Annotated in this window: 17 protein-coding genes; 4 read left to right on the top strand and 13 right to left on the bottom strand. The window is 72.6% G+C overall.

The genetic code is table 11. The features are described 5' to 3' along the window. Positions 1–552, top strand: coding sequence for an NUDIX hydrolase (locus tag B9O00_RS04675; RefSeq protein ID WP_085121280.1), 552 nt, complete (start codon positions 1–3; stop codon positions 550–552). Beyond that, on the top strand, positions 549–1,610 hold the full coding sequence (locus tag B9O00_RS04670; RefSeq protein ID WP_085121279.1) for a zinc-binding dehydrogenase: 1,062 nt from the start codon (positions 549–551) through the stop codon (positions 1,608–1,610). The genes B9O00_RS04675 and B9O00_RS04670 overlap by 4 nt, the downstream gene beginning before the upstream one ends. Here the strand turns inward: B9O00_RS04670 and B9O00_RS04665 are convergent. The 9 genes from B9O00_RS04665 to rfbB form a co-directional block, all read right to left on the bottom strand. Then, a complete protein-coding gene (locus B9O00_RS04665; protein ID WP_085121278.1) occupies positions 1,591–2,616 on the bottom strand; it encodes a lysylphosphatidylglycerol synthase transmembrane domain-containing protein in 1,026 nt (341 codons plus the stop codon). The two genes, B9O00_RS04670 and B9O00_RS04665, sit on opposite strands and share 20 nt — an antisense overlap. A gap of 15 nt (positions 2,617–2,631) precedes the next feature. Beyond that, entirely contained in the window at positions 2,632–4,731 is a 2,100-nt protein-coding gene (locus tag B9O00_RS04660; protein ID WP_085121277.1) for a hypothetical protein, read from the bottom strand. A 58-nt stretch (positions 4,732–4,789) separates the two neighbouring features. Next, positions 4,790–6,874, bottom strand: coding sequence for a hypothetical protein (locus B9O00_RS04655; protein ID WP_085121276.1), 2,085 nt, complete (start codon positions 6,872–6,874; stop codon positions 4,790–4,792). Next, a complete protein-coding gene (locus B9O00_RS04650) occupies positions 6,861–8,333 on the bottom strand; it encodes a CDP-glycerol glycerophosphotransferase family protein (protein ID WP_085121275.1) in 1,473 nt (490 codons plus the stop codon). The genes B9O00_RS04655 and B9O00_RS04650 overlap by 14 nt, the downstream gene beginning before the upstream one ends. Continuing rightward, positions 8,330–9,361, bottom strand: coding sequence for a hypothetical protein (locus B9O00_RS04645; protein ID WP_085121274.1), 1,032 nt, complete (start codon positions 9,359–9,361; stop codon positions 8,330–8,332). The genes B9O00_RS04650 and B9O00_RS04645 overlap by 4 nt, the downstream gene beginning before the upstream one ends. Continuing rightward, positions 9,362–11,059 (bottom strand): TIGR04372 family glycosyltransferase, encoded by a 1,698-nt coding sequence (locus tag B9O00_RS04640; protein ID WP_143596143.1) that lies wholly within the window; start codon positions 11,057–11,059, stop codon positions 9,362–9,364. It abuts the gene before it with no gap. A 35-nt stretch (positions 11,060–11,094) separates the two neighbouring features. Further along, complete coding sequence (locus tag B9O00_RS04635; protein ID WP_085121272.1) at positions 11,095–11,670, bottom strand: class I SAM-dependent methyltransferase; 576 nt, start codon at positions 11,668–11,670, stop codon at positions 11,095–11,097. Beyond that, positions 11,658–12,554: an NAD-dependent epimerase/dehydratase family protein gene (locus B9O00_RS04630; protein WP_085121271.1), complete on the bottom strand. Its 897-nt coding sequence runs from the start codon at positions 12,552–12,554 to the stop codon at positions 11,658–11,660. The genes B9O00_RS04635 and B9O00_RS04630 overlap by 13 nt, the downstream gene beginning before the upstream one ends. A 143-nt stretch (positions 12,555–12,697) precedes the next feature. Then, positions 12,698–13,762 carry a dTDP-glucose 4,6-dehydratase gene (gene rfbB, locus B9O00_RS04625; protein WP_085121270.1) on the bottom strand — a complete coding sequence of 355 codons (1,065 nt, stop codon included), beginning with the start codon at positions 13,760–13,762 and terminating at the stop codon, positions 12,698–12,700. A 188-nt stretch (positions 13,763–13,950) separates the two neighbouring features. Between rfbB and rfbD the strand changes: the two genes are divergently transcribed. Next, positions 13,951–14,841, top strand: coding sequence for a dTDP-4-dehydrorhamnose reductase (gene rfbD / locus B9O00_RS04620; RefSeq protein WP_085121269.1), 891 nt, complete (start codon positions 13,951–13,953; stop codon positions 14,839–14,841). A gap of 161 nt (positions 14,842–15,002) precedes the next feature. Beyond that, positions 15,003–16,535, top strand: a complete 1,533-nt coding sequence (locus B9O00_RS04615) for a hypothetical protein (RefSeq protein WP_085121268.1) — start codon at positions 15,003–15,005, stop codon at positions 16,533–16,535. A gap of 39 nt (positions 16,536–16,574) precedes the next feature. Here the strand turns inward: B9O00_RS04615 and B9O00_RS04610 are convergent, their stop codons facing one another. Genes B9O00_RS04610 through B9O00_RS04595 form a run of 4 tightly spaced genes read right to left on the bottom strand, consistent with a single transcriptional unit; the run spans position 16,575 to position 21,737 of the window. Continuing rightward, on the bottom strand, positions 16,575–17,321 hold the full coding sequence (locus tag B9O00_RS04610; protein ID WP_200808402.1) for an HpcH/HpaI aldolase family protein: 747 nt from the start codon (positions 17,319–17,321) through the stop codon (positions 16,575–16,577). A gap of 14 nt (positions 17,322–17,335) precedes the next feature. Further along, positions 17,336–18,880 (bottom strand): hydantoinase B/oxoprolinase family protein, encoded by a 1,545-nt coding sequence (locus B9O00_RS04605; RefSeq protein ID WP_085121266.1) that lies wholly within the window; start codon positions 18,878–18,880, stop codon positions 17,336–17,338. Then, on the bottom strand, positions 18,880–20,958 hold the full coding sequence (locus B9O00_RS04600; RefSeq protein ID WP_085121265.1) for a hydantoinase/oxoprolinase family protein: 2,079 nt from the start codon (positions 20,956–20,958) through the stop codon (positions 18,880–18,882). Before B9O00_RS04600 ends, B9O00_RS04605 begins: the two co-directional genes overlap by 1 nt. Next, positions 20,955–21,737, bottom strand: coding sequence for an IclR family transcriptional regulator (locus tag B9O00_RS04595; protein ID WP_085121264.1), 783 nt, complete (start codon positions 21,735–21,737; stop codon positions 20,955–20,957). Before B9O00_RS04595 ends, B9O00_RS04600 begins: the two co-directional genes overlap by 4 nt. Between the last annotated feature and the right edge of the window lies 1 nt (position 21,738).

The raw sequence follows: 21,738 nt of genomic DNA, 5'->3' as shown, positions 1-21,738 counted from the left end.
ATGGAGCGGCCGCGCATCGGCCCCTGGCGGCCGATCCACGAGAACGAGCGCTACAGCGTCTACCGGGTCGAGGCCGACTTCGGCGGCTTCTCGAAGGTCTACTATCCCTCCGACCACAAGCCGCGGGTCGGGCTGGTGGTGCCGCGCCCGGGCGGCGGCACGGAGCGGGCCGTCATGATGGTCAGCCAGTACCGCCTGCTGATCGACGGCCCCTCGCTGGAGCTGCCGGGCGGCAAGGTCGACGAGGGCGAGACCCCGGAGCAGGCGGCGCTGCGCGAGTGCCGCGAGGAGACCGGCCTGGTCTGCCGGCGCGTCGAGCGCCTGGTCCACTACCTGCCCGGCATGGACAACCTGCTGAACCACACGGACATCTTCGTCGCCCTCGACGTCGAGGACAGCGGCGGCTTCGCGGCCGACGCCGGCGAGGTCGTGGAGCGCCGCTGGGTGCCGCTCGACGAGGCCCTGGGGCTGGCCGAGAGCGGCGGCATCCACTGCGGCATGACGATCATGGGCCTGCTGAGCTACGCCCGCTGGCTGGAGACGAAGAGATGACTGCAGAGGCCCTGCCGACGACCACCCGGGCGGCGGTGCTGACCGGCCTGAACCAGCCGCTGGAGATCCTCGAGCTCGAGCTGCCGCCGCTCAAGCCCGGCCAGCTGCTGGTCGAGGTCGCCTACAGCGGCGTCTGCCACAGCCAGCTCAACGAGGCGCGCGGCCGCAAGGGCGCCGATCCCTACATCCCCCACGCCATGGGCCACGAGGGCGCCGGCCGCGTGCTGGCGGTCGGCGAGGGCGTCACCAAGGTCGGCGTCGGTGACGCCGTGATCCTCACCTGGATCAAGGGCCAGGGCGCCGACGTGCCCTCGACGGTCTACGGCTCGGCGCTCGGCCCGGTGAACTCGGGGGCGATCGCGACCTTCATGGAGCGCTGCATCACCTGCGAGAACCGGGTGGTGCCGCTGCCCGAGGGCCTGCCGCTGCGCGAGGCGGCGCTGCTCGGCTGCGCCGTGCCGACCGGCGGCGGCGTGGTCATGAACTCGGGCGCCGTGACCGGCGGCAAGAGCGTCGCGGTGTTCGGCGTCGGCGGCATCGGCAGCGCCGCCGTCGCCGTCGCCGCCGCCCTCGGCGCCGCCCCGCTGATCGCCGTCGACGTGGTGCCGGAGAAGCTCGAGACGGCCCGCCGCTTCGGCGCCAGCCACACGATCGACGCCCGCTCGGAGGACGTGCCGGCGCGGATCCGCGAGATCGCCGGCGGCTCGGGCGTCGACCTCGCAGTCGAGGCGGCCGGCGTGCCGAAGGTCATGGAGCAGGCCTTCGCCAGCGTGCGCACCGGCGGCGGGCTCTGCGTGCTGGCCGGCAACGTGACCGCCGGCGAGACCATCCGCCTGGACCCCTACGACCTGATCAAGGGGCGCCGTCTGGTCGGCACCTGGGGCGGCGAGACCCAGCCCGACCGGGACCTGCCGCTCTATGCGCGGATGGCGGGCGAGGGCAAGCTCGACCTGACGGCGATGATCGGCCGGGTCTACGGCCTGGACGAGATCAACCAGGCGCTCGACGACCTCGAATCGGGCCGCGTGCTGCGCCCGATCATCGCGTTTCGGAGCTGAGGCCGCCCTCGCCGCCCGGCGCGCTCTTGCGCGGTGCCGGCGGCTGGACGTGCACGTACTCCGTGACCTCCTGCTTGTAGATCAGGAACAGCGCCGCGCCGGGCAGGCTGCACAGTGCCCCGACAACCCGAAAGGCCAGGAACACCGTCGCGTAGGGCGCGGCCGAGCGGCCGTGCTCGACGATCCGGGCGAAGTGCTCGTAGCTGGTCTCGCCGAGGCCGATGCCGCCGGGGCTCAGCGGCACCGCGTTGACGATCAGCGACAGCGTCCCGACGATGATCTTGCCGAGCCAGCTGAGCACGCCGACGTGGATCAGGTCGGCGACCAGCAGCAGGCAGGCCGAGACCAGCATGAACTGCGCCAGCGAGATCGCCCAGGCGAGGCCGAGCACACCCGGCGAGCCGAAATAGAGCCGGAAGCCCTGCAGGATCTCGCGCGCGAAGCTGTGCAGCTTGCGCAGCGGGCCGCCCTGCAGCGGCTTCAGCAGGTCGACCAGGCGCTCGCCGAACAGCGCCGCGATGCTGCCGCAGACCAGGACCACGCCGACGAAGCCGAGCAGGCTGAAGGCCAGCGCCGAGGTCGAGAGGTCGTTGAGCAGCAGCAGCGCCACCAGGCCCAGGGTGACCAGGCCCAGCAGGCCGGCCAGGCGGTCGATGACCAGCGAGAACAGCAGCCGGCTCAGGCCCTTGCCCGAGGCCTTGTAGAGGAAGCCGAGCCGCACCGCGTCGCCGCCGTAGGAACCGGGCAGGAAGTTGTTGAAGAACTGCCCGATGAAGGTGATCTGCACCACCTTGGCCAGGGTCGGGCGGAAGCCCTGGCAGCGCAGCAGCGCATGCCAGCGCGCCGCCGCCAGCGGCGTGGTCATCAGCAGCAGCGCCACCGCCGCCGCCAGCTTCAGCGGCTCGTCGAACAGCCGCCGCAGCACGGAAACCTGGATGAGATCGAAGTGGAAGAGCGCCGCAACCAGACCGATCGCGACGACGATCCGCAGAACCCGAAAGATCATCGCCCCGCCCGTACCCTATCCTCTTGTCGAATCCGTTCCCTCGGCCGGCCCCGACAACTCCCCGGAACCGCAGCGCAGAAGGCGCGTCCGCGGCGACGGCGTCAAGCGGTCGATGATGCCCACCGTGTCGATGCGACGCTCCAGAGCATGCCGGCAGAGCGCCGCGTCGTTGATCTCGCGGCTGCGGTTCGCGTCGCCATAGTCGCCGAGCAGCGCGCCGCGGACCATGGTCAGCGGAATGCCGCGCGCCGCCGGCGGCAGGCCGAGCAGCATCGGCCGCCCGGTCATCGCCGGCAGGAACTGCAGGTTCTCGATCGGCCGCGGCTTGAAGTGCAGCAGGAAGTCCCAGACGTCGGCCGCCGAGGGCGGCACGAAGAAGGCTTGAGCGCCGCGGGCGACGAGTTCCCGCGCCACCTCGATCAGCCGGCCGCCGGTCGCCTCCGCGATCGTCCGCTCGCTCTCGGCCGACAGGCGTCGCGTCAGGAAGCGCGAGTCCGCGGGGCAGGCGACGCCGGGCTGCGCGCAGATCCGCTCGACCAGGGCGTCGGTGCGCGCGACGGCCTCCGAGGGCGGCATCCGGCCGTGCTCGAGGGTCGCCAGGAAGAGGCCGAGCAGCAGGACCGCGAGGCCGGCGTAGGCCGCCTGCATGAGGCGGGCCGAACGGCCGCGCAGGGCCCAGGCGATCAGGCCGGCGGCGTCCGTCGCCATGACGAGGCCCGAGACCAGGATCACGTCGTTGAAGAGGTAGCGGGCGTTGGTCACCAGCTGCAGGTTGCCGATCGCGACCATGCCGAAGGGCGCAGCGCAGAACAGCAGCCAGAGCGCGGCCAGCCCGCCGCCCCGCCCGGCCCCGGCGAAGCCCGCGCCGGCGCCCGCGACGAGGCGCCGCAGCAGATGGAGCAGCGTGGCCGCGGCGACCAGGCTGGCGGCCCAGTCGATCTCGTTGCCGAGCGCGCCGAAGCCGGGGGCCTGGCGGAAGTCGACCGTCAGCGGCACGCCGGCCAGGCGCGGCCAGACGGCGGCCGCGAGCAGCACGGCCAGCAGCCCCAGGCCGACGAAGGCCGCCGCCGCCCGGGACGGCCTCAGGAACAGACTGAGCAGCAGGTAGACCGCGAGCTGCAGCAGCATCAGAGCGGTCGTGACCTTCAGCACGATCGAGACGAGCGCGATCAGGAAGACTCCCGCCACCGCCGTCCAGGGCCGCTGCACCGCTTCCGGCCGCCAGGCGGCGACGAGCGGCAGGGCCAGGAAGAGCAGCGGTGCCGAGACCGTCGAGGACTCGCTGTAGTAGGCGACCAGCCAGACCAGCCCGGGCAGCGCCATGACCAGCCCGACCGCCAGGGGCAGCGCCAGCGGTGCCGGCTCGCCGCGCAGGCGCAGCAGCTCCGCGGTCGCGAGGGCGGCGTAGAAGAGCAGCAGCGGGATCGCGGTCAGCTGCTGCCCGACGACGAAGGCCTTGGCGGTCGTCACGCCGGTCAGCTCGGCGAGGCCGACGAAGAAGTAGTGGACGCCGAAGTGGTAGGGCACGTGCTGGACGCCGTCGAGCACGGCGCCCGGCAGGCTGCCGTTGCGGATCAGCGCGGCCAGGCTGAGGAAGGTGAGCGGGTCCTTGTGCAGGATGCCGAGCCGCGCGAACTCGGGCAGGAAGAAGTGGGTCTGCTGCTCGACCGCCTGATAGCCGGCCACGCTCAGCAGGCCCAGGCCGAGGACCGCGACCAGCAGGAGCGCCACGGCCCAGGGAGCGACCGGGCGCGGCAGGCCGGCGCGCCACGACAGGACGGCGGCGGCCAGGCCGATCGCGGCGGCCGGCAGGGCGCCGAGCGGGCCCAGAAAGCCGAGGCTCGGAAAGACCGCCGTGGCGAAGAGGAACCAGCCGGCGAGCAGCAGCAGGCGGCGCAGCGGGTCGCCGACCCTGACGGCGATGGCCAGCGCCCCGGCCATGTTGGCGAGCGTGTAGAGGATGCCGGCGAGCTGGAGGGACAGTTCGAACTCGACGCCGCGCCGCACCAGGTCGAGCAGCCCGAGATTGACCGCCAGGGCCGCGAGGCCGGCCAGGAAGGCCAGTCCCAGGCTCGAGCGGTCGGCCGGCGGCAGGGCCGACAGCGGCCTAGCCATGCGCGCCCCGCCCGGCGGCGGCGATCGGTCCAGATCGAAAAGCCATCGCCCCTGCGCCCTATCCCTGAGTGGCTGCCGTGCCGGCAGGCCCGTCCGAACCGCAGCGCAGAAGGCGCGTCCGGGGCGACGGCGTCAAGCCGTCGATGACGCCGACCACCGCGACGCCGCGACGCTGCGCCTGGCGGCAGAGCCCGGCATCATCGATCGCGCGGCTGCGGTCCCGGTCGTCGTAGTCGCCGAGAATGCCGCCGTGGACCATCGCCAGCGGCACGCCGCGCGGCGCCGGCGGCAGGCCGAGCAGCATCGGACGCCCGGTCATCGCCGGCAGGAACATCAGGTTCTCGATCGGCCGCTCCTTCTGGTGCAGCAGGAAGTCCCAGACGTCGCCCGCCGAAGGCGGCACGAAGAAGGCCTGCGCGCCCTCGGCGACCAGCGCCTCCGCCGCCTGCGCCAGCCGACCGCCCTCGCTCCCGGCGATCGCACGCTCCGTGGCGGACGAGAGCGACTGCGGCAGGAGGCCGCCGTCGGCCGGGCAGGCCCCCTCGACCCGCGCGCAGATCCGGCCGGCCAGGGCGTCGATCCGGGCGAAGGCGATCGACGGCACCAGCCGGCTGCACTCGAGCGTGAGCAGGAACAGGCCGAACAGCAGGACCGCGAGTCCGGCCCGTGCCGCCGGCAGGCGCCGGGGCGAGCGGCCCGCCAGGGCCCCCAGCGCCCGCTCGGCCAGGATCGCGAGCTCGAGCGCCGCGACCGGGCCGACCGCCAGGACGACGTCGTTGAACAGGTAGCTGCCGTTGACGACGTTCTGCAGGTTGCCGATGGCGATCGTGCCCAGCGGCGCGATCCACAGCAGCAGCAGCCAGAGCGGCGCCAGGGCGCCGGTCTCGCCCCCCGCCCGGCCGCCCTCGGTGCGGCGGCGCAGCAGCTGGGCCAGCGCGGCCGCGGCGACCAGGCCGAGCGCCCACCAGGCCTGCTTGGCGACCGAGCCGAAGCCGGGGTCCCGGCTGAAGTCGAGCCTGAAAGGCGTGCCGGTCAGGCTCGGCCAGGCGGCGGCCGCCAGCAGCAGGGCGAGCAGCCCGAGCGCGACGAAGGCGCCGACGGCCCGCGCCGGCGCCAGGAGCAGGCGCAGCGCCAGGTAGCCGGCCAGGGGAAGCAGCAGGACGGCGGCAGAGACCTTGAGGACCGCGGCACAGAGCGCGACCAGGACCACGCCGCCCAGGGCCGGCCAGGAGCCCCGCCCGGCCTCCGGACGCCACGCGGCGACGAGCGGCAGGAACAGGAAGAGCAGCGGCGTCGAGACCGTCGAGGATTCGCTGTAGTAGCCGACCAGCCAGACCATCGAGGGCAGGGCCAGGACCAGTCCGGCGGCCAGGGGCACCGCCAGGGGCGCCGGCGCGGGCCGGAGCCGCAGCAGCTCGGCCGTCGCGAGGGCGGCGTAGAACAGCAGCAGGGGAATCGAGACCAGGTGCTGCCCGGCCACGAAGGCCTCGGCGGTCCGGGCGCCGGTCAGCTCCGCGAGGCCGACGAAGAAGTAGTGGATGCCGAAGTGGTAGGGAACGAGCTGGATCCCGTCGAGCGCCGCTCCCGGCAGGATGCCGTCGCGGATCTGCGCGGCCAGGCTGAGGAAGCCCAGCGGGTCCTTGTGCAGGATGCCGAGCCGCGCGAACTCCGGCAGGAAGAAGTGGGTCTGTCCCTCCTGGTGCTGGTAGCCGGCCAGGCCGAGCAGCCCCGCCGCGAGCAGGGCGAGCAGCAGCAGGATCGGCAGCCGCCCGCCGGGACGGGGCAGGCCGGCACGCCAGGACAGAACGCCGGCGGCCAGGCCGATCGCCCCGGCCGGCAGGGCGCCGAGCGGCCCCAGCAGGCCGAGGCTGGGAAAGACCGCCGTCGCGAAGAGGAACCAGCCGGCGAGCAGCAGCAGGCGGCGCAGCGGGTCGCCGACCCCGACGGCGATGGCCAGCGCGCCCGCGACATGGGCAAGCAGGTAGAGGATCGCCGCGAGCTGCAGGCCGGCCGCGAACTCGACGCCGCGGCGCACGAAGTCGAGCAGGAGGAGGTCGAGCGCGAGCGCCGCGAGGCCGGTCAGGAACGCCAGTCCGAGAGCCGCCTCGACGCCGCGCGCCCGCGCCGCGCTATCCGCCGGCACGGCGGCCCTCGGAGGCAGCCCGGCCGGCCAGATCCTCCAGGACGTCGGCGAGGCGATCGGTCGCCCGCTGGTCGCGCCCGAACGGCCGCACGAAGCGATCGACGAAGGCCCGTGCGCCGAGCCGGTAGCGGCTCGGGTCGGCCAGGGCCTCGTCGAGCTGGTCCAGATGCTCGTCCATGGTGCCGGCGATCCGCACGAAGCCGCCGTTGTCGGCCCGGATGTACTTGAAGTGGTACATCTCCTCGGTGCCCTGGCGGACCTGGGCGAACTCGAGCAGCTGTGGGGTCAGGACCGGCTTCTCCAGGATCGCCGCCTCGATCATCGCCGTGGTGTTCAGGCCGACCAGGACGTCGGCGTGGTAGAGCGTGTCGAACAGGCTGTCGCGGCCGCTGTCGCCGTAGAAGCCCTCGTCGCCGACCGGCCAGACCGCGGCGCCCGCGCCCAGGTCCATGCCGCCCTCGCGCCACTGCTTCAGGTTCTTCGGGTGCGGCCGCACCAGCACCGCCGCCCCGGCGATCAGGGGCCGCTCCGAGGCGCGCAGGGCGGCCAGCCAGGCCTCGATGAAGCTGCGCTCGGCGCCGCCGATCGAGGCCGAGGAGCAGAGGTAGACCACCAGCTTGCCGCCGGCCGGCAGGCCGTGCTCCGCCAGGAAGGCCTCGCGGCTGCGGCTCGGCCGGCGGTCGAACCAGGGATCGAAGGTCTGGGCGCCGGTCGCGATCAGGCGCCGGCGCGCCACGCCGTGGAAGTCGACGGCCTCCTCGACCTGGGTCTCGTTCCAGACCACCACGTGGTCCGGCGCGATGCGCACCGCGCCCTTGTTCGACAGGTTGTCCCAGCTCGCGACGCAGAGCACGCTGGGAATGCCCAGGTGGGCCGCGGCCTTGACGTACTCGGTCTGCTGCGAGCCGAACCAGATCAGCGGCGACAGCACGACGAGGTCCGGCTCGTGAGCGGCGACGAACTCCTCGACGCCCTGCTTGACCGGCTCGCGCCATTCGCGCCGTCGCAGCAGCGCCTCGCCGAGGCGGCGGACCAGGCCGATCCGGAACAGCCCGCGGCGGCCCCAGGCGAGAATCCGGGGCGGCACCTTGGGGGCGACCCGGTCGCGCAGGAAGTCGGCGTTGCGGAAGGCCGGGTGGTAGTAGCGCAGGTAGTCCCAGGTGTAGCGCAGCTCGGCGCGCTGGCGGTCCCGGGGATCCTTGCGGAAGCGCGGCAGGGCCTGGCCGCTGAAGTTCGGATAGGCCTCCAGGCGCGCCGTATCCTCGGCGTACTGCGGCGCGTCCGACATGCTCTCGTAGTAGGCCTCGACCCGGTGGCCGCGCTGCAGCAGCAGCTCGATCGTCCCGGCGAAGTGGCGCAGGAAGCCGGTGCCCTTGAAGATCAGCAGGAAGCGCCGCGGCGCGCCGGTGGCCTGGACCTCCGCCTCCGGCTGCGTCGCGGCGGCCGTCGGAGGAGTCATGCCCCGGCGCCGAACAGCCGGCCCAGGAGCGAGCGCTGCTTCGGCGGCCTGGCCTTGGCCGGCCGGGCCTGCTTCGCCTTCTTTTCCCTCGGCGGCTCGGCGCCGGCCGCCTCGGTCGCTCCCTCGGCCCTCTCGGGCTTCGCCTTCTCCTTGGCCGCCGGGCGCTTACCGGCCGGCTTCCGCGCCGACTTGGCCAGCGCGGCCAGGCGCTCGTCGCCGGGGGCCAGCAGCTCTGAGGCGAAGGTCTCCAGGTCGACGAAGACCACGCCGTCGTAGCGCAGGCCCCGCGCGCTCGACCTGTCCCGGCGCTCCGTCGTCGCGTAGCGGGCCTCCATCGCGTCGTCGACGAGCATCGGATTGGACAGCTGCAGCGGCATCACGAAGTCGCGCTCGTCGCTGCGGCGCGACAGCGCGATCACCATGCTGCGGCCGGCCGGGAAGCGCGGGCGGGCCGGCGGCAGCAGGTTGAGGTGGGGCTTGGCGGTCAGCCACAGGCCGAGCAGCTCGTAGCCGTTGGCCGCGGCCAGCGAGTCGAAGAAGGTCGGCGAGTAGGAGAAGAGGCCGTGGTTGACGTAGTTGTTCATCGGCAGGACGTGCAGCATCAGCCCGCCCGGCCGGGTCAGGTCGTGGATCGTCCTGAAGCAGTTGTCCTGGTTGAAGACGTGCTCGGTGGTGCCGAGGTTGGTGGTCAGGGCCGAGGACCAGCGCAGGTCCTCGCCGATCCTGTCGTAGTTCAGGTCGAAGGCGATCGCCCCGAAGCGGCCGTCGATGTCGAGCGAGGCGTAGCGGCAGCCGAGCAGGCGGTAGAGGTCGCCGGCCGGGCCCTTGTAGCGGCCGGTCTCCGGGTCGCGCCCCGGGGGCGTCTCCACGCCGCACTGGGCGCAGAGGCGCTCCAGGACGGCATCGTACTCCGGCCGCTTGGTGTCGTACTCCTGGGAGCCGATCTCGACGACGGAATCGACGCCCTCGAACAGCCCCTGGTCGATCATGAACTTGTAGAGCGAGAAAACCGGCGGGCCGAGCCCCATTCACCTGCCTCCGAGAGTTGAGCCGCCGCCCGCCGAATGCCGCACCGCCGCCGGCACCGGCAGCGGTCGGGGAGCGGCCTCCGATGCGGCCGAAAGGCTATCAAGGAAGGCCTGGCAGATGAAGCCGCGTCCCAGGAACCCGGCGTCCGCGCCCCACTTGCGCACATAGGCGAGCTCGCGGGTGAGCTCGATCGACGAGGCGAGGCAGCGGTCGTGGAAGTGCCGCTGCGCGGCATTGGCCGGCGCCGCCCGGCCCTCGACCACCGCGAGCATCTCCTCGACGGCCGCCAGGATCTCCCCGGCGCTGTTGTCGAGATACTCGAAGAAGTCGATGTCGCGGAAGTGCTCGTAGTGCCTGCTGCCGACCAGGCCCTCGAGGTCGAGCAGCTGCCCGGTCTCCCGGTCCCGCACGCGCTTCAGCAGGTAGCGGTCGAAGCTGCGGATCGGATAGCCGCCGATGACGTCCGTGGCATTGGCGATCAGGGTCGGCGTGCCGAACAGGTAGCAGACGTGATAGGGCCCCGATTCCGAGCCGAGCAGGAAGCGGCTGCGGTCCAGGAAGTAGAGCTCGAGCATCGGCGTGCGCTGCGGCGAGGTCGCCAGGTCGACGACCCCGGGCCGCTCGACCGGGGTCATGCTGGGATCACCGATCCGCACCACCCGGTAGCCGCCCGCGACCAGCCGGTCGATCGCCGGGAAGTAGGTCGCGATGTCGGCGTTGCGCGTGACGTCGTGGCGGCGGGTCGTCGCCTTCTCCTCGATCTCGCGGCCGGCCTTGTAGCCGGCTTCGCGCACGTGGACGCAGACGACCGGATCCGCGTCGGCGATGCCCAGGGAGCGGGCGAGCCGGCCGCAGTCCCGCAGCGCCTCGGCGGGGAGCCGGAACTCCGGCGCCTCGCCGATCTGGCTGCGCGCCAGGTAGGCCCTCAGGCGGTCCGTGCCGCGCGCCAGCCGGCGGCCCCGGTGGATGCGGCGGGCCAGTTCCCAGTCCTGCTCGACATTGCCCGGCCAGCGGCCGGCACGGCCGGGTGCCGCGCGCAGCGCCACTAGGCGCCGGTGCGTCGCCTCGGCCGCCGCCCGCGCCCGGGCGACGCGGCGCTCGAAGCGCCGCTTGCGGATCAGGCGCTCCTTGCGGCGCAGGAAGTCCTTGAGCTGGCCCCTGCACAGCCACTTCGGCAGGCGCCGGTACCAGCGCGACTGGTGCGGGTCCTCGGCGGCGATCCGCTCCAGCTCGGCGCGCCGCCCGGCCAGCTCGCCCTCCAGCGCCTCGAAGCGCGCGTCGACGTCGACGTAGAGCCGGCGCCACAGGAAGCCGGCCAGGGCGTCGAAGAGGCGGCTGCGCGGCAGCTTGCGGCAGCGCAGGCTCTCGAGCTCGAGCAGGGCCGGATTGGGCGTCGCCACGCTGTTGACGACGTAGAGCGCCGCCGACCTCGCCTCGGCGCGCTGCGCGGCCATCAGCAGCTCGTAGCCGAGGTGGCCGTACTGGTAGGAGTAGAGGTCGACCAGCAGGACCCGGAAGCCCCAGAGATCGATCAGCAGCCGGCGCTGCTTGAGCGCCATCGGCGAAAGGCCGCCCGGGTCGGCCGGCGCGGCCAGCTCGTCCTCGTCCGAGCCGTCCTCCGCCCAGCTTCCGTCCGGCTCCTCCTCCGCGCGCGCAGCGATCTCCTCTTCGGACTCGGGCTTGGCGTGATCCGGCATCTCTCGCGACGCTAGGTCCCTCAGGGTTCCACGCCCTATTGGTAGCAGATCGCGACGAAATTCCATGCACAAGCCGGATTGTGCGTCGAGATGATCTCGTCGACCTGGGTCAGCACCAGGGCCCGGGAGAAGGTCTCCTCCAGGATCTCGCGGTACTCTTCGTACTCGTACTCGTGAACGTGGTATTTCTTGCGGTTTTCGCTCGGATTCGGGATCTTGCGCGGGGTCGAGATGAAGGCGACGCCGCCTGGATTCATCAGCGACCTGATGGTCGCCAGCAGCTGCCGCCCCTTGTCCTTGGACATGTGCTCGATGACCTCGAGGCAGACCACGACGTCGAAGCCGCTGCGCTCGCCGATGCCGGTGTCGTAGGCCAGGTTCGGCTTCACGAAGCGGCCGCGGGCGTAGTCGATCATCTCGACCTCCTCGTCGACCGCCACGACCTCGCCGACGTAGTCCGACAGGTAGCGCGAGCCGTAGCCGCTGCCGCAGCCGATCTCGATCAGGCGGTCGCTCGGCTTGACCAGCCGCGAGATGAACTTGTAGCGCGCGAGGTGGAAGAACAGGTTGTCCTGGGAGTCGTCGGACTGTTCCAGAATCACTCGGCGCATAGTTCCGCTACTCCCTCGTCGATCGAGATGGCCGGCCGCCAGTCGAGCTCGGCGGTGATCCGGCTGATGTCGGCATGGGTGATCCGAGCCTCGCCGAGCCGGGGGCCGACGTGCTCGATCGGATGATCGAGCCGGCGGGCCAGCTCCAGGATCGAGATCGGCGAACCGGTGCCGACGTTGTAGACCCGGTTGGTCAGCGGCGAGCGCGCCGCGGCCAGGTTGGCGCGCGCGACGTCCCGGACGTCGATGAAATCGCGCTCCTGCAGGCCGTCGCCGGTGATGGTCAGCGGGCTGCCGCTCTTCTTCTGATTGGTGAAGATGCCGACGACGCTGGAATAGGCGTTGTAGGGGTTGTTGGCGTTGAAGGAGCGCGGCCCGTAGGGATTGAAGTAGCGCAGCGCGATGACCGGCAGGTCGAAGCGCTCGCCGAGCAGCAGACAGTACTGCTCGGCCGCGTACTTCTGCAGGGCGTAGGGGCTGAGCGGCGCGATCCGGGCGTCCTCCGGAGTCGGCGTCTGCTCGGGATTGCCGTAGACCGCCGAGGAGGAGGAGAAGACCAGCTTCTTCAGCCGCTTGCTCTGCATCACCCGCTGCAGCAGCCGGATCGTCAGGACGACGTTGACCTCCTCGTGCTCGACCGGCTCCGAGAAGGACGGCTGGATGCGCGGCAGCGCCGCCAGGTGGAACACGTAGTCGCTGTCGAGCAGGATCTCGTCCGGCGTGTCCGCCAGATCCTCGATCCGGTAGGTGGCGCCGTCGATCTCGTTCTTGCGGGATCCGGTCGAGAGATTGTCGACCGCGACCACGTCGATGCCTTCCGCGAGAAGGGCTTCGATGACGTGGGAGCCGATGAACCCCAATCCCCCGGTTACCAGAGCGCGCATAATCTTTTGAGCCAGACGGAAGCCAAATGCAGGAGTGGACGCCGGCCGGGACAGGCACGGCACGGCACGGCACGGCGGGCTGCTACCATGTCCGCCGGGCAATCGCAATTGCCGAGAGCCGGGCCGCGGCTGCGCGGCGGCGCCTAGGCGCTCCGGCCCGTCTCCAGGCCGACGCGTCGGGTCGCCTGTCGCTCCGCGACCAGCGGCCGCCACCAGTCCTCGTGGTCGAGGTACCACTGCACCGTGGCGCTGAGGCCCTCGGCGAAGTCGACCTGCGGCTGCCAGCCCAGCTCCTCGCGCAGCCGCCGGTCGTCGATGGCGTAGCGGAAGTCGTGGCCCGGCCGGTCGGCGACGAAGGTGACGAGCCCGCGACGCGGGCCGCCGGCGGCCGGACGCAGGCGGTCGAGCAAATCGCAGATGCCCTCGACCACGGCGAGGTTGCTGCACTCGCCGCCGCCGCCGACGTTGTAGGTCTCGCCGGGCCGGCCGTGGCGCAGGACGTGGCAGAGCGCCCGGGCGTGATCCTCGACATGGATCCAGTCCCGCACGTTGCGACCGTCGCCGTAGACCGGCAGCGGCTCGCCGGCCAGCGCCTTGAGGATCATCAGCGGGATCAGCTTCTCGGGGAACTGGAAGGGCCCGTAGTTGTTGCCGCAATGGGTGACGATCACCGGCAGGCCGTAGGTGTGGAACCAGGCCTTGGCCAGATGGTCCGAGGCCGCCTTGCTGGCCGAATAGGGCGAGGTCGGCGCATAGGCCGTGGCCTCGGTGAAGCGGCCGCTGTCGCCCAGCGAGCCGTAGACCTCGTCGGTCGAGACGTGGAGGAAGCGGAAGGCTGCGGCCGCCGCGGCCGGCAGCCCCCGGCGATAGGCCGCGGCGGCCTCGAGCAGCCGGTAGCTGCCGACCACGTTGGTCTCGATGAAGGCGGCCGGCGCGTCGATCGAGCGGTCGACGTGGGATTCGGCGGCCAGGTGCACGATCGCGTCGGGACGATGCCGCTCCAGCGTCCGAGCGACCGCCGGGCCGTCGCAGATGTCGGTCTTCTCGAAGGCGTAGCGCGGCGAGTCGGCGACCGAGGCCAGGGTGCGCAGGTCGGCCGCATAGGTCAGCTTGTCGAGGTTGACGACGCTGTCGTCGCCTGCGCCGAGCAGGTGACGGATCACCGCGGACCCGATGAAGCCCGCTCCGCCGGTGACCAGTACCTTCATGCCGCCCGACCCTCGCTGCCGCAGCCTGTCGCCGTCCTCGCGCGGCCTGATATCACGGCGGCGCGGTCGCCGGCCAGAAGGCTGCGCCGGTTGCCAAGGGCCGCGGGCTTGCCTAAAGCGGGTCGGGCACGCTGCCCGGCGCAGTGGCCGGCGCAGTGGCCGGCGCAGTGGGAAGAGGCCTTGGGACCATGAGACTCCTGGTGTTCGGCGCCGACGGCCAGGTCGGCCGCGCGCTCGCGGCGGCGGCGGGCCCGCGCGGCGTCGAGCTCGCGCTGCTCGACCGGCGCGCGGCCGATCTCTGCGATCCGGCCGCCGTCGCCGCCGCGATCGAGGCCGCCGGCGCCGACCTGGTGGTCAACGCCGCCGCCTACACCGCCGTCGACAGGGCCGAGAGCGACGCCGCCACGGCCTTCGCCGTCAACGAGGCGGGACCGGCCGCGATCGCCGAGGCCTGCGCGCGCCACGACCTGCCGCTGGTCCACTTCTCGACCGACTACGTCTTCGACGGCGCCGGGGAGCGGCCCTATCGCGAGGACGACCCGACGGGCCCGCTCGGCGTCTACGGCCGCAGCAAGCTGGCCGGCGAGGTCGCCGTGCGCGCGCGCTGGCCCCGCCATCTCGTCCTGCGCACCTCCTGGGTCTATGCCGCCTGGGGCCACAACTTCGTGCGCACCATGCTGCGCCTCGCCGAGGAGCGCGACGCGCTGTCGATCGTCGACGACCAGCGGGGCTGCCCGACCGCGGCCCCCGACCTCGCGGCAGCCGTCCTGGCCATCGCGCCCGCGCTGCTGCGGCCGGAGGCGGCCTGGGGCACCTACCACGCCGCCGGTGCCGGCATCGTCAGCTGGTACGGCTTCGCCTGCGAGATCTTCCGGCTGCGCGAGCGCCTGACCGGCCGGGCCGGGCCGGCGCTGCGGCCGATCCCGACCAGCGCCTACCCGACGCCGGCGCCGAGGCCGCGCAACAGCGCGCTCGACTGCGCGCTGCTGCGGCAGACCTTCGGCGTCGCGCTGCCGCCCTGGCAGGACTCGCTCGAGCGGGTGCTGCAGCGACTGCTGGCGGCGGAGCAGGCCGGCTAAGCGGCTTGTCTCGCAACCGGCCATGCCGTAAGCCTCCGGCGAGCCGGCCGCCGGCGCAGCCCGAGGCCCGCCGACCGGAGTCTCGCGCCGGTTCCGGATCGTCCGGCCACTGAACCCTGGTGCCGCCGACCGTGCCTTCCTCCGCCGAGCCAGAGCCGCCCTTGCGCATCCTGCTGTCGATCCGCCATCCCAGCTATCTGCGCAACCTGCTCGAGGTCGTGCGGCGGCTCGCCGGGCAGGGCCACCGGCTGCACTTCGTCTTCGACGCCCACGGGCCGCTCGGCGAGGACTCCCTGTTCGAGGAGCTCTGCCGCAGCCACCCGACGATCACCGGCCAGTTCATCGAGAAGCGCGATCCCTCGGCCCGGGTGAGCTGGCGCGAGCAGGCAGAGCGCCTGCGCTTCGGCATCGACTACCTGCGCTATCTCGACCCGCGCTACGCCGAGGCCGACGCCCTGCGCGAGCGTGCCCGCGACCGCGCCCCGGCCTGGGCGGTCGGCCTGGGCGAGCGCCTGCTGTCGCGCTCGCCCCTGGCGCTGCGCACCGCCCTGTCGCTCGGCGCGGCGCTGGAATGGAGCCTGCCGGTCCGGCCGATCGTCAGCCGCTTCTTCGAGCTGTTCCGGCCCGACCTGGTCGTGGTCTCGCCGCTGGTCGGGCTCGGCACCGACCAGGTCGACTGGATCAAGGAGGCCAAGCTGCGCGGCCTCCCCTCGGTGCTGGCGGTCGCGAGCTGGGACAACCTGACCAACAAGGGCCGGCTGCGCGTGCTGCCGGAGCGCATCCTGGTCTGGAACGAGGCGCAGAAGGCCGAGGCCGTCGAGCTGCACGGGGCGCCGGCCGGGATGGTCACGGTCTGCGGCGCCTGGAGCTACGACCACTGGTTCGACTGGCGGCCGAGCCTCGACCGCGATGCCCTGCTCGCCCTGGTCGGCCTGGCGCCCTGCCCCGGCTACCTGCTCTACGTCGGCTCCTCGCCCTTCATCGGCCAGAACGAGGCCGCCTTCTGCCTCGAGCTGATCCGCGCCCTGCGCGCGGAGCCGGCGACCCGCGCGCTCGGCGTGCTGATCCGCCCGCACCCGCAGAACGCCGCGCAGTGGGAGAGCCTGGACCTGGCGGGCCTCGGCAACGTCGCGATCTTCCCGAGGAGCGGCGCCAACCCGATCGACCGGGACCGCCGCAACCAGTACTTCGACTCGCTCTGGCACAGCGACGCCGTCTTCGGCATCAACACCAGCGCCCAGATCGAGGCCGGCATCCTGGGCCGGCCGGTGCTGACGGTGACCGACCCGCGCTACCGCGCGACCCAGACCGGCACGCTGCACTTCCACCACCTGACCAGCATCAACGGCGGCCTGCTGCACGTCGCCGGCAGCGTCGAGGAGCTGGCGCGCCGGCTCGGCGCGCTTCTGGCCCTGCCGGCGGCCGAGCGCGGCGAGAAGAGCCGGCGCTTCGTCGCCGGCTTCATCCGCCCGCCGGAGCTCGCCGAGGTGCCGAGCGACCGCGCCGCCCGGGCGATCGTCGAGGCGGCCGCCCTGCGGCCGCGCCGGCCGCGGCTCGACCGCTGGCTCGGCCTGCTCTACCGGCGCCTGGTCCTGAGCCGGCGCACCAGCTTCGAGCTGACGCCGAAGCTGCGGAAGGCGCTCGGCGAGCTGCGGCTGGCCGGCGACGAGGGCAACCGAGCGGCCGGGTCGTGACGCACCTCCGCCACCGGGCGTGAGCCCCGTCCCGGACGCTCAGGCCAGGGCCGCGGCGGCGCCGGCGCGCAGGAAGGCCTGGTCGGTGCCGACGACGAAGAGGCTGGCGCCGGCCGCCTGCCAGGGCGGCGCCGCCGCCGCCGCGCCGACGAAGATGCCGGTCCTGGCGGCCGCGCCGCCGGCGCCGAGGATCCGCCGGCAGAGCGCCGCCAGCGCCGGGTCGGCGAGGTCGGAGAAGCCGCAGGCCACCGCCAGGTCGACCGGCCCGACGAAGAGGCAGTCGACGCCCTCGACGCCGGCGATCGCGCCGGCCGCCTCGGCGCCCAGGGGATCCTCGATCTGGCAGAGCAGCACGCTCTCCTCGCCGGCGCGCGCCAGGTGCTCGGCGACGCCGCGGCGGCCGTAGCCGGCGCCGCGGGTCGAGGGCGAGAAGCCGCGCCCGCCCGGGCCGTAGCGCATCGCCGCGACGATCGTCGCGGCCTCCTCAGCCGACTGCACGTGCGGCGCCATGATCCCCGCCGCGCCGCAGTCGAGCGCCGTCATGATCCATTCCGCGGCAGCGACCGGCACGCGCACGAGGATCGGCACGCCCGCCGCCCGGCCGGCCAGCACGCAGAGGTCGACGGCCTCGCGGCCCAGCGGCACATGCTCGGCGTCGAGCACCAGGAAGTCGAGCCCGGCGTCCCCCAGGATCTCGATCACTGCCGGGCTCGGCGTCTTGACGAAGCTGCCGACCAGCCGCTCGCCGGCCAGCAGGCGGCGGCGGAAGGCTGCGCCCGTTTCCAATGCCGGGGCCCCGCTCAGGCGCCGAAGCCGCCTCCGCCGGGCGTCACCATCAGCACCTCGTCGTCGGGCTGCATCTCCATCTTGCGGGTGTCGGAGACGGCCTTGCCGTTGATCTCGAAGCGCCCCGGCGCTCCCGCGCCGCCGCCGGCCAGCCCTTCGGCGGCGGTCGTCACGCGGCTCGGGATGGTGTTGAGCAGCCAGGGCGAGCCGGTGCGCATCCGGTAGCCGATGCGCTGGCCGTCGCCGCCCGGCTGGCGGCCGTGCCCGCCGGTGCCGCGCTCCAGCTCCTTGCAGGTGAAGGCGATCGGGTAGGAGGCCTCCAGCACCTCCACCGGCACCGCCGACACGCCGGTCGGATAGCAGATGGCGGAGAGGCCCGGCTTGCCGGCACGCGCGCCCATGCCGCCGGAGTAGTTGAACATCGAGCTGGTGAAGGGCCGGCCCTCGGCGTCGCGGCCCTGGACCTGCACCGTCCAGACCGCGCCCGAGCCCTCGGCCACGACGCGGTCCGGCACCACCTGGGCCAGGGCCTTGAGAATCGGGAAGGGCACGTACATGCCGACCACATGACGGGCGTTGACCGGCGAGGGATAGCGCGCGTTGACGATGCAGGACTCCGGCAGGGCGAGCCTGATCGGCGCCAGGCTGCCGGCGTTGTTCGGCAGCTCCGGGCAGAGCGTCGAGAGCACCGCGAAGGTGGCGTAGGCGTGGCTGTAGGCCGGCACCACGTTGATGCCGGAGGGGCTGGGCCCCGAGGAGCCGGCGAAGTCGATGGTGATCTCGCCGGCCTCGGCGTCGACCGTCACCGCCGTCTTCAGCTCGATGGTCTGGCCGCCCGGGACGTCGAAGGCCGTGCTGCCGCGGTAGGTGCCGGCGGCGAGCTGGCGGATCGAGTCGCGCATCGCCGCCTCGGAGCGCGCGATGATCTCGTCCGACAGCGCCGAGATGTCGTCCAGGCCGTAGCGGTCGCAGAGCGCGTTCAGGCGCTCGGAAGCGATCATGCCGCTCGACACCTGGGCGCCGAGGTCGCCGAGCACCGCCTTGGGCTCGCGCGTGTTGCGCTTGATCACCTCGAAGAGCGTGTGGTTCGGCACCCCCGCCTCGTAGAGCTTCAGCACCGGGATCCAGAGCCCCTCCTCGTGGATGTCTCGCGCGCCCGAGCCGATGCCGTAGCCGCCGATGTCGGTGTGGTGGATGGTCGAGCCGGCGTAGCCGATCAGCCGCTCGCCGCGGAAGATCGGCGAGAGCACCGTGATGTCGAAGAAGTGCCCGGCCGACATCCAGGGGTCGTTGGTGATCAGCACGTCGCCGGGCTGGAGGTCCGCGACGTCGATCTCGCCCAGCAGGTTGCGCGCGGCGGCGGCCAGCGAGTTGATGTGGCCCGGTGTGCCGGTCACGGCCTGCGCCACCATGCGGGCGCGCTCGTCGAACAGGCCGTTCGCGAGATCGCCGGCCTCGCGAACGATCGGGCTGAAGGCGATGCGCTGCAGCGCCCGCGCCTGCTCGCTCACGATGCCGATCAGGTTGCTCCAGAGGATCTGCAGCTCGACGCCGTCCATCACTTGCTCTCCTTGGCTCTCACGGCAACCAGGCTGCCGGTCTCGTGCAGGCTCAGGGTCCAGCCCTCGAGGATGAAGATCGTGGTCTCGCGCTCCTCGACGATCGCCGGGCCCTCGATGCGCTGCCCGGCGGCCAGCTCGCCGCGCTTGTAGACCGGCACGGGACGGGCCTCGCCGCGGATCCACACCGGCCGGACAGCCGGCGCCGCCGCGACCGCCCTGGTGCCCGAGGCGGCGGCGGCGCGCTGCGGCTCGCCGCCGCTGCCGGTGACCCGCCAGTTGACGACCTCGATCGCCATGTCGTCGAGCTTGAGCCCGTACTGCTGCTCGTACTCCTGCTCGAACAGGCGGCGGATGGCGCCGCTTTCGCGCTGCTCCCTGGGGTCGCCGGGCAGGTCGATGCGCAGCTCGGACTGCTGGCCGAGGTAGCGCAGGTCGATGCTGAAGGAGAACCGCAGGTCCGCCTCGCGGATGCCGGCCTCCTTCAGGGCCTGGCTGCTCTCGTCGATCATCGACTGCAGGGTCGCGTCGACCGCCACCCAGTCCAGGCCCTCGAGCGGCGCGACCAGGCTGCGCACCAGGTCGATCTGCGCCGGCGTCACCAGCGTGCCGAAGGCCGAGAGCACGCTGGCCAGCGGCGGGTAGATGATGGTGCTGCCGTCGACCAGCTCGGCGACCATGCAGGCGTGCACCGGCCCGGCGCCGCCGAAGGCGAGCAGCGGCAGGCCCCGGTAGTCGATGCCGCGGTCCGTGGCGTGGGTCCGGGTCGCCGCCGCCATCTGCTCACAGACCACCTCGAAGACGCCCCAGGCCGCCTTCTCGGCGCTCAGGCCGAGCCTCGCCCCGAGCCCGGCCAGCGCCTCGCGGGCGCCGGCGGCGTCGAGCTTCATGTCGCCGCCGAGAAACTGCTCCGGATCGAGGATGCCGAGCACGACGTCGGCGTCGGTGACGCAAGGGCGGGTGCCGCCGCGGCCGTAGCACACCGGACCGGGATCGGAGCCGGCGCTCTCCGGGCCGGTCTTCAGCAGGCCCAGGCTGTCGACCCAGGCGATCGAGCCGCCGCCGGCGCCGATCTCGATCATGTCGATCGAGGGCACGGTGATCGGCATGCCGCTGCCGGGCTTGAAGCGGTAGCGCCGGTCGACCTCGAAGCTGCCGGTGACGAGCGGCTCGTGGCCCTGGATCAGGCAGGCCTTGGCGGTCGTGCCGCCCATGTCGAAGGAGATCAGGTCCGGAATGCCGAAGAGGCGCGAGAAATAGCAGGCGACCAGGGCGCCGGCCGCCGGGCCCGACTCGATCATGCGCACCGGCATGCGCCCCGCCCGCTCGGCGCCGATGACGCCGCCGTTGGACAGCATGATCAGCGGCTGCTGGGCGAAGCCGCGCCGGCCCAGCTCCGCGATGAGGGCGGTCAGGTAGGGCCGGGTGATCGGCACGCTGTAGGCGTTGATCGCGACGGTCGAGGCGCGCAGATACTCGCGCATCTGCGGGGCGATCTCGCTGGACAGCGAGACGTAGATCTCCGGCGCCTGCTCGGCGAAGACGGTACGCACCGCCTCCTCGTTGGCGCCGTTGCGATAGGCGTTGAGCAGGCAGACGGCGACCGAGACGATGCCGGCGGCGCGGCACTGCCGGATGATCGCCTCGACCGCCTCGCGGCAGACCGGCTTCGCCGTCGTGCCGTCGGCCCAGGTCCGCTCGTCGAGCGTGAAGGTGCGCTCGGCCGGGATCAGCGGCTCCGCGAACTCGATCTGGGGGTCGTACATGTCGTAGCGGTGCTCGTCGCGGATGTAGAGGATGTCGCGGAAGCCCTGGGTCAGGATCAGGCCCGCCGGCGGCCCCTTGCGCTCGATCAGGGCGTTGGTGACGACCGTCGTGGCGTGCACCACGACGTCGTCGACCGCCTGCGGCCCGACGCCGGCGCGGCCGAGCACCAGCTCGACGCCGCGGAAGAAGCCGTCGAGCAGGTTCTCGTGGGTGGTCAGGGTCTTGTCGACGAAGCTGCGACCGTCGGAAGCCAGCAGCACGGCGTCGGTGAAGGTGCCGCCGATGTCGATCGCCAGCGAATAACGCGTCATTCGGGATACTCCGTGCAACCCAGACTGTTCGAGATCGACCGCGCGGCCTCGCGGACCGCGGCGATCTGGCTTTCCTCGGGCTCCGGCAGGATCGTCTGGACCGAGCCGGCGATGGTGATGGTGCCGATCATCGCGTTGCCCGCGTCGAGGATCGGCGCCGAGACGGCGTTGACGCCGGGCAGGGTCTCCTCGGGCGCCGCCGCCCAGCCCTGGCGCCTGACCTGCTGCACCTCGCGCTCCAGCCGGGCGATGTCGGTGTTGGTCTGCCGGGTCAGCACCGCCAGCGGATGCGTGCGGACGTAGTCCCAGAGCGCCGGCTTGCCGAAGGCGAGCGCCAGCTTGCCCTGCGCCGAGGCGTGGAACTCCAGCAGCGCGCCCGGCTTGGTCACGATCTGCACCGGCGTCTCCATGCGGACGATGTCGATCACCCGCATGCCGCGGTCCTCGACGACCGACAGCGTCGTGGTCTGGCCGGTGGCGTCGCGCAGCCGGATCATCACCGGGCGCGCGACCGTGGTCAGCTGCGTGCCGTCGGCGATCGCCTGCCCCAGGTGGAAGAGCTTGAGCGTCAGGTGATAGCGCTCCGTCGCCGGGTCCTGGGCGACGTAGCCGAGCGCGGTCAGCGTCTGCAGGAAGCGGTAGATCCGCGGCTTCGGCATGCCGAGCCGGAGCGCCAGGTCCGTGACACGGATGCCTTCGCCGAGCGGTGCCATCTCCTCCAGGATCATGAAGGCGACCTGCGTCGACTGGTTCGTGGTCTTGTCCAAGTCGCGGGACATG

The organism is Tistlia consotensis USBA 355 (assembly GCF_900177295.1).
GTDB classification, from domain to species: Bacteria; Pseudomonadota; Alphaproteobacteria; order Kiloniellales; family DSM-21159; genus Tistlia; species Tistlia consotensis.
The sequence above is the reverse complement of the archived record's forward strand: the minus strand, read 5'-3'. Positions and strand labels throughout refer to the sequence as shown.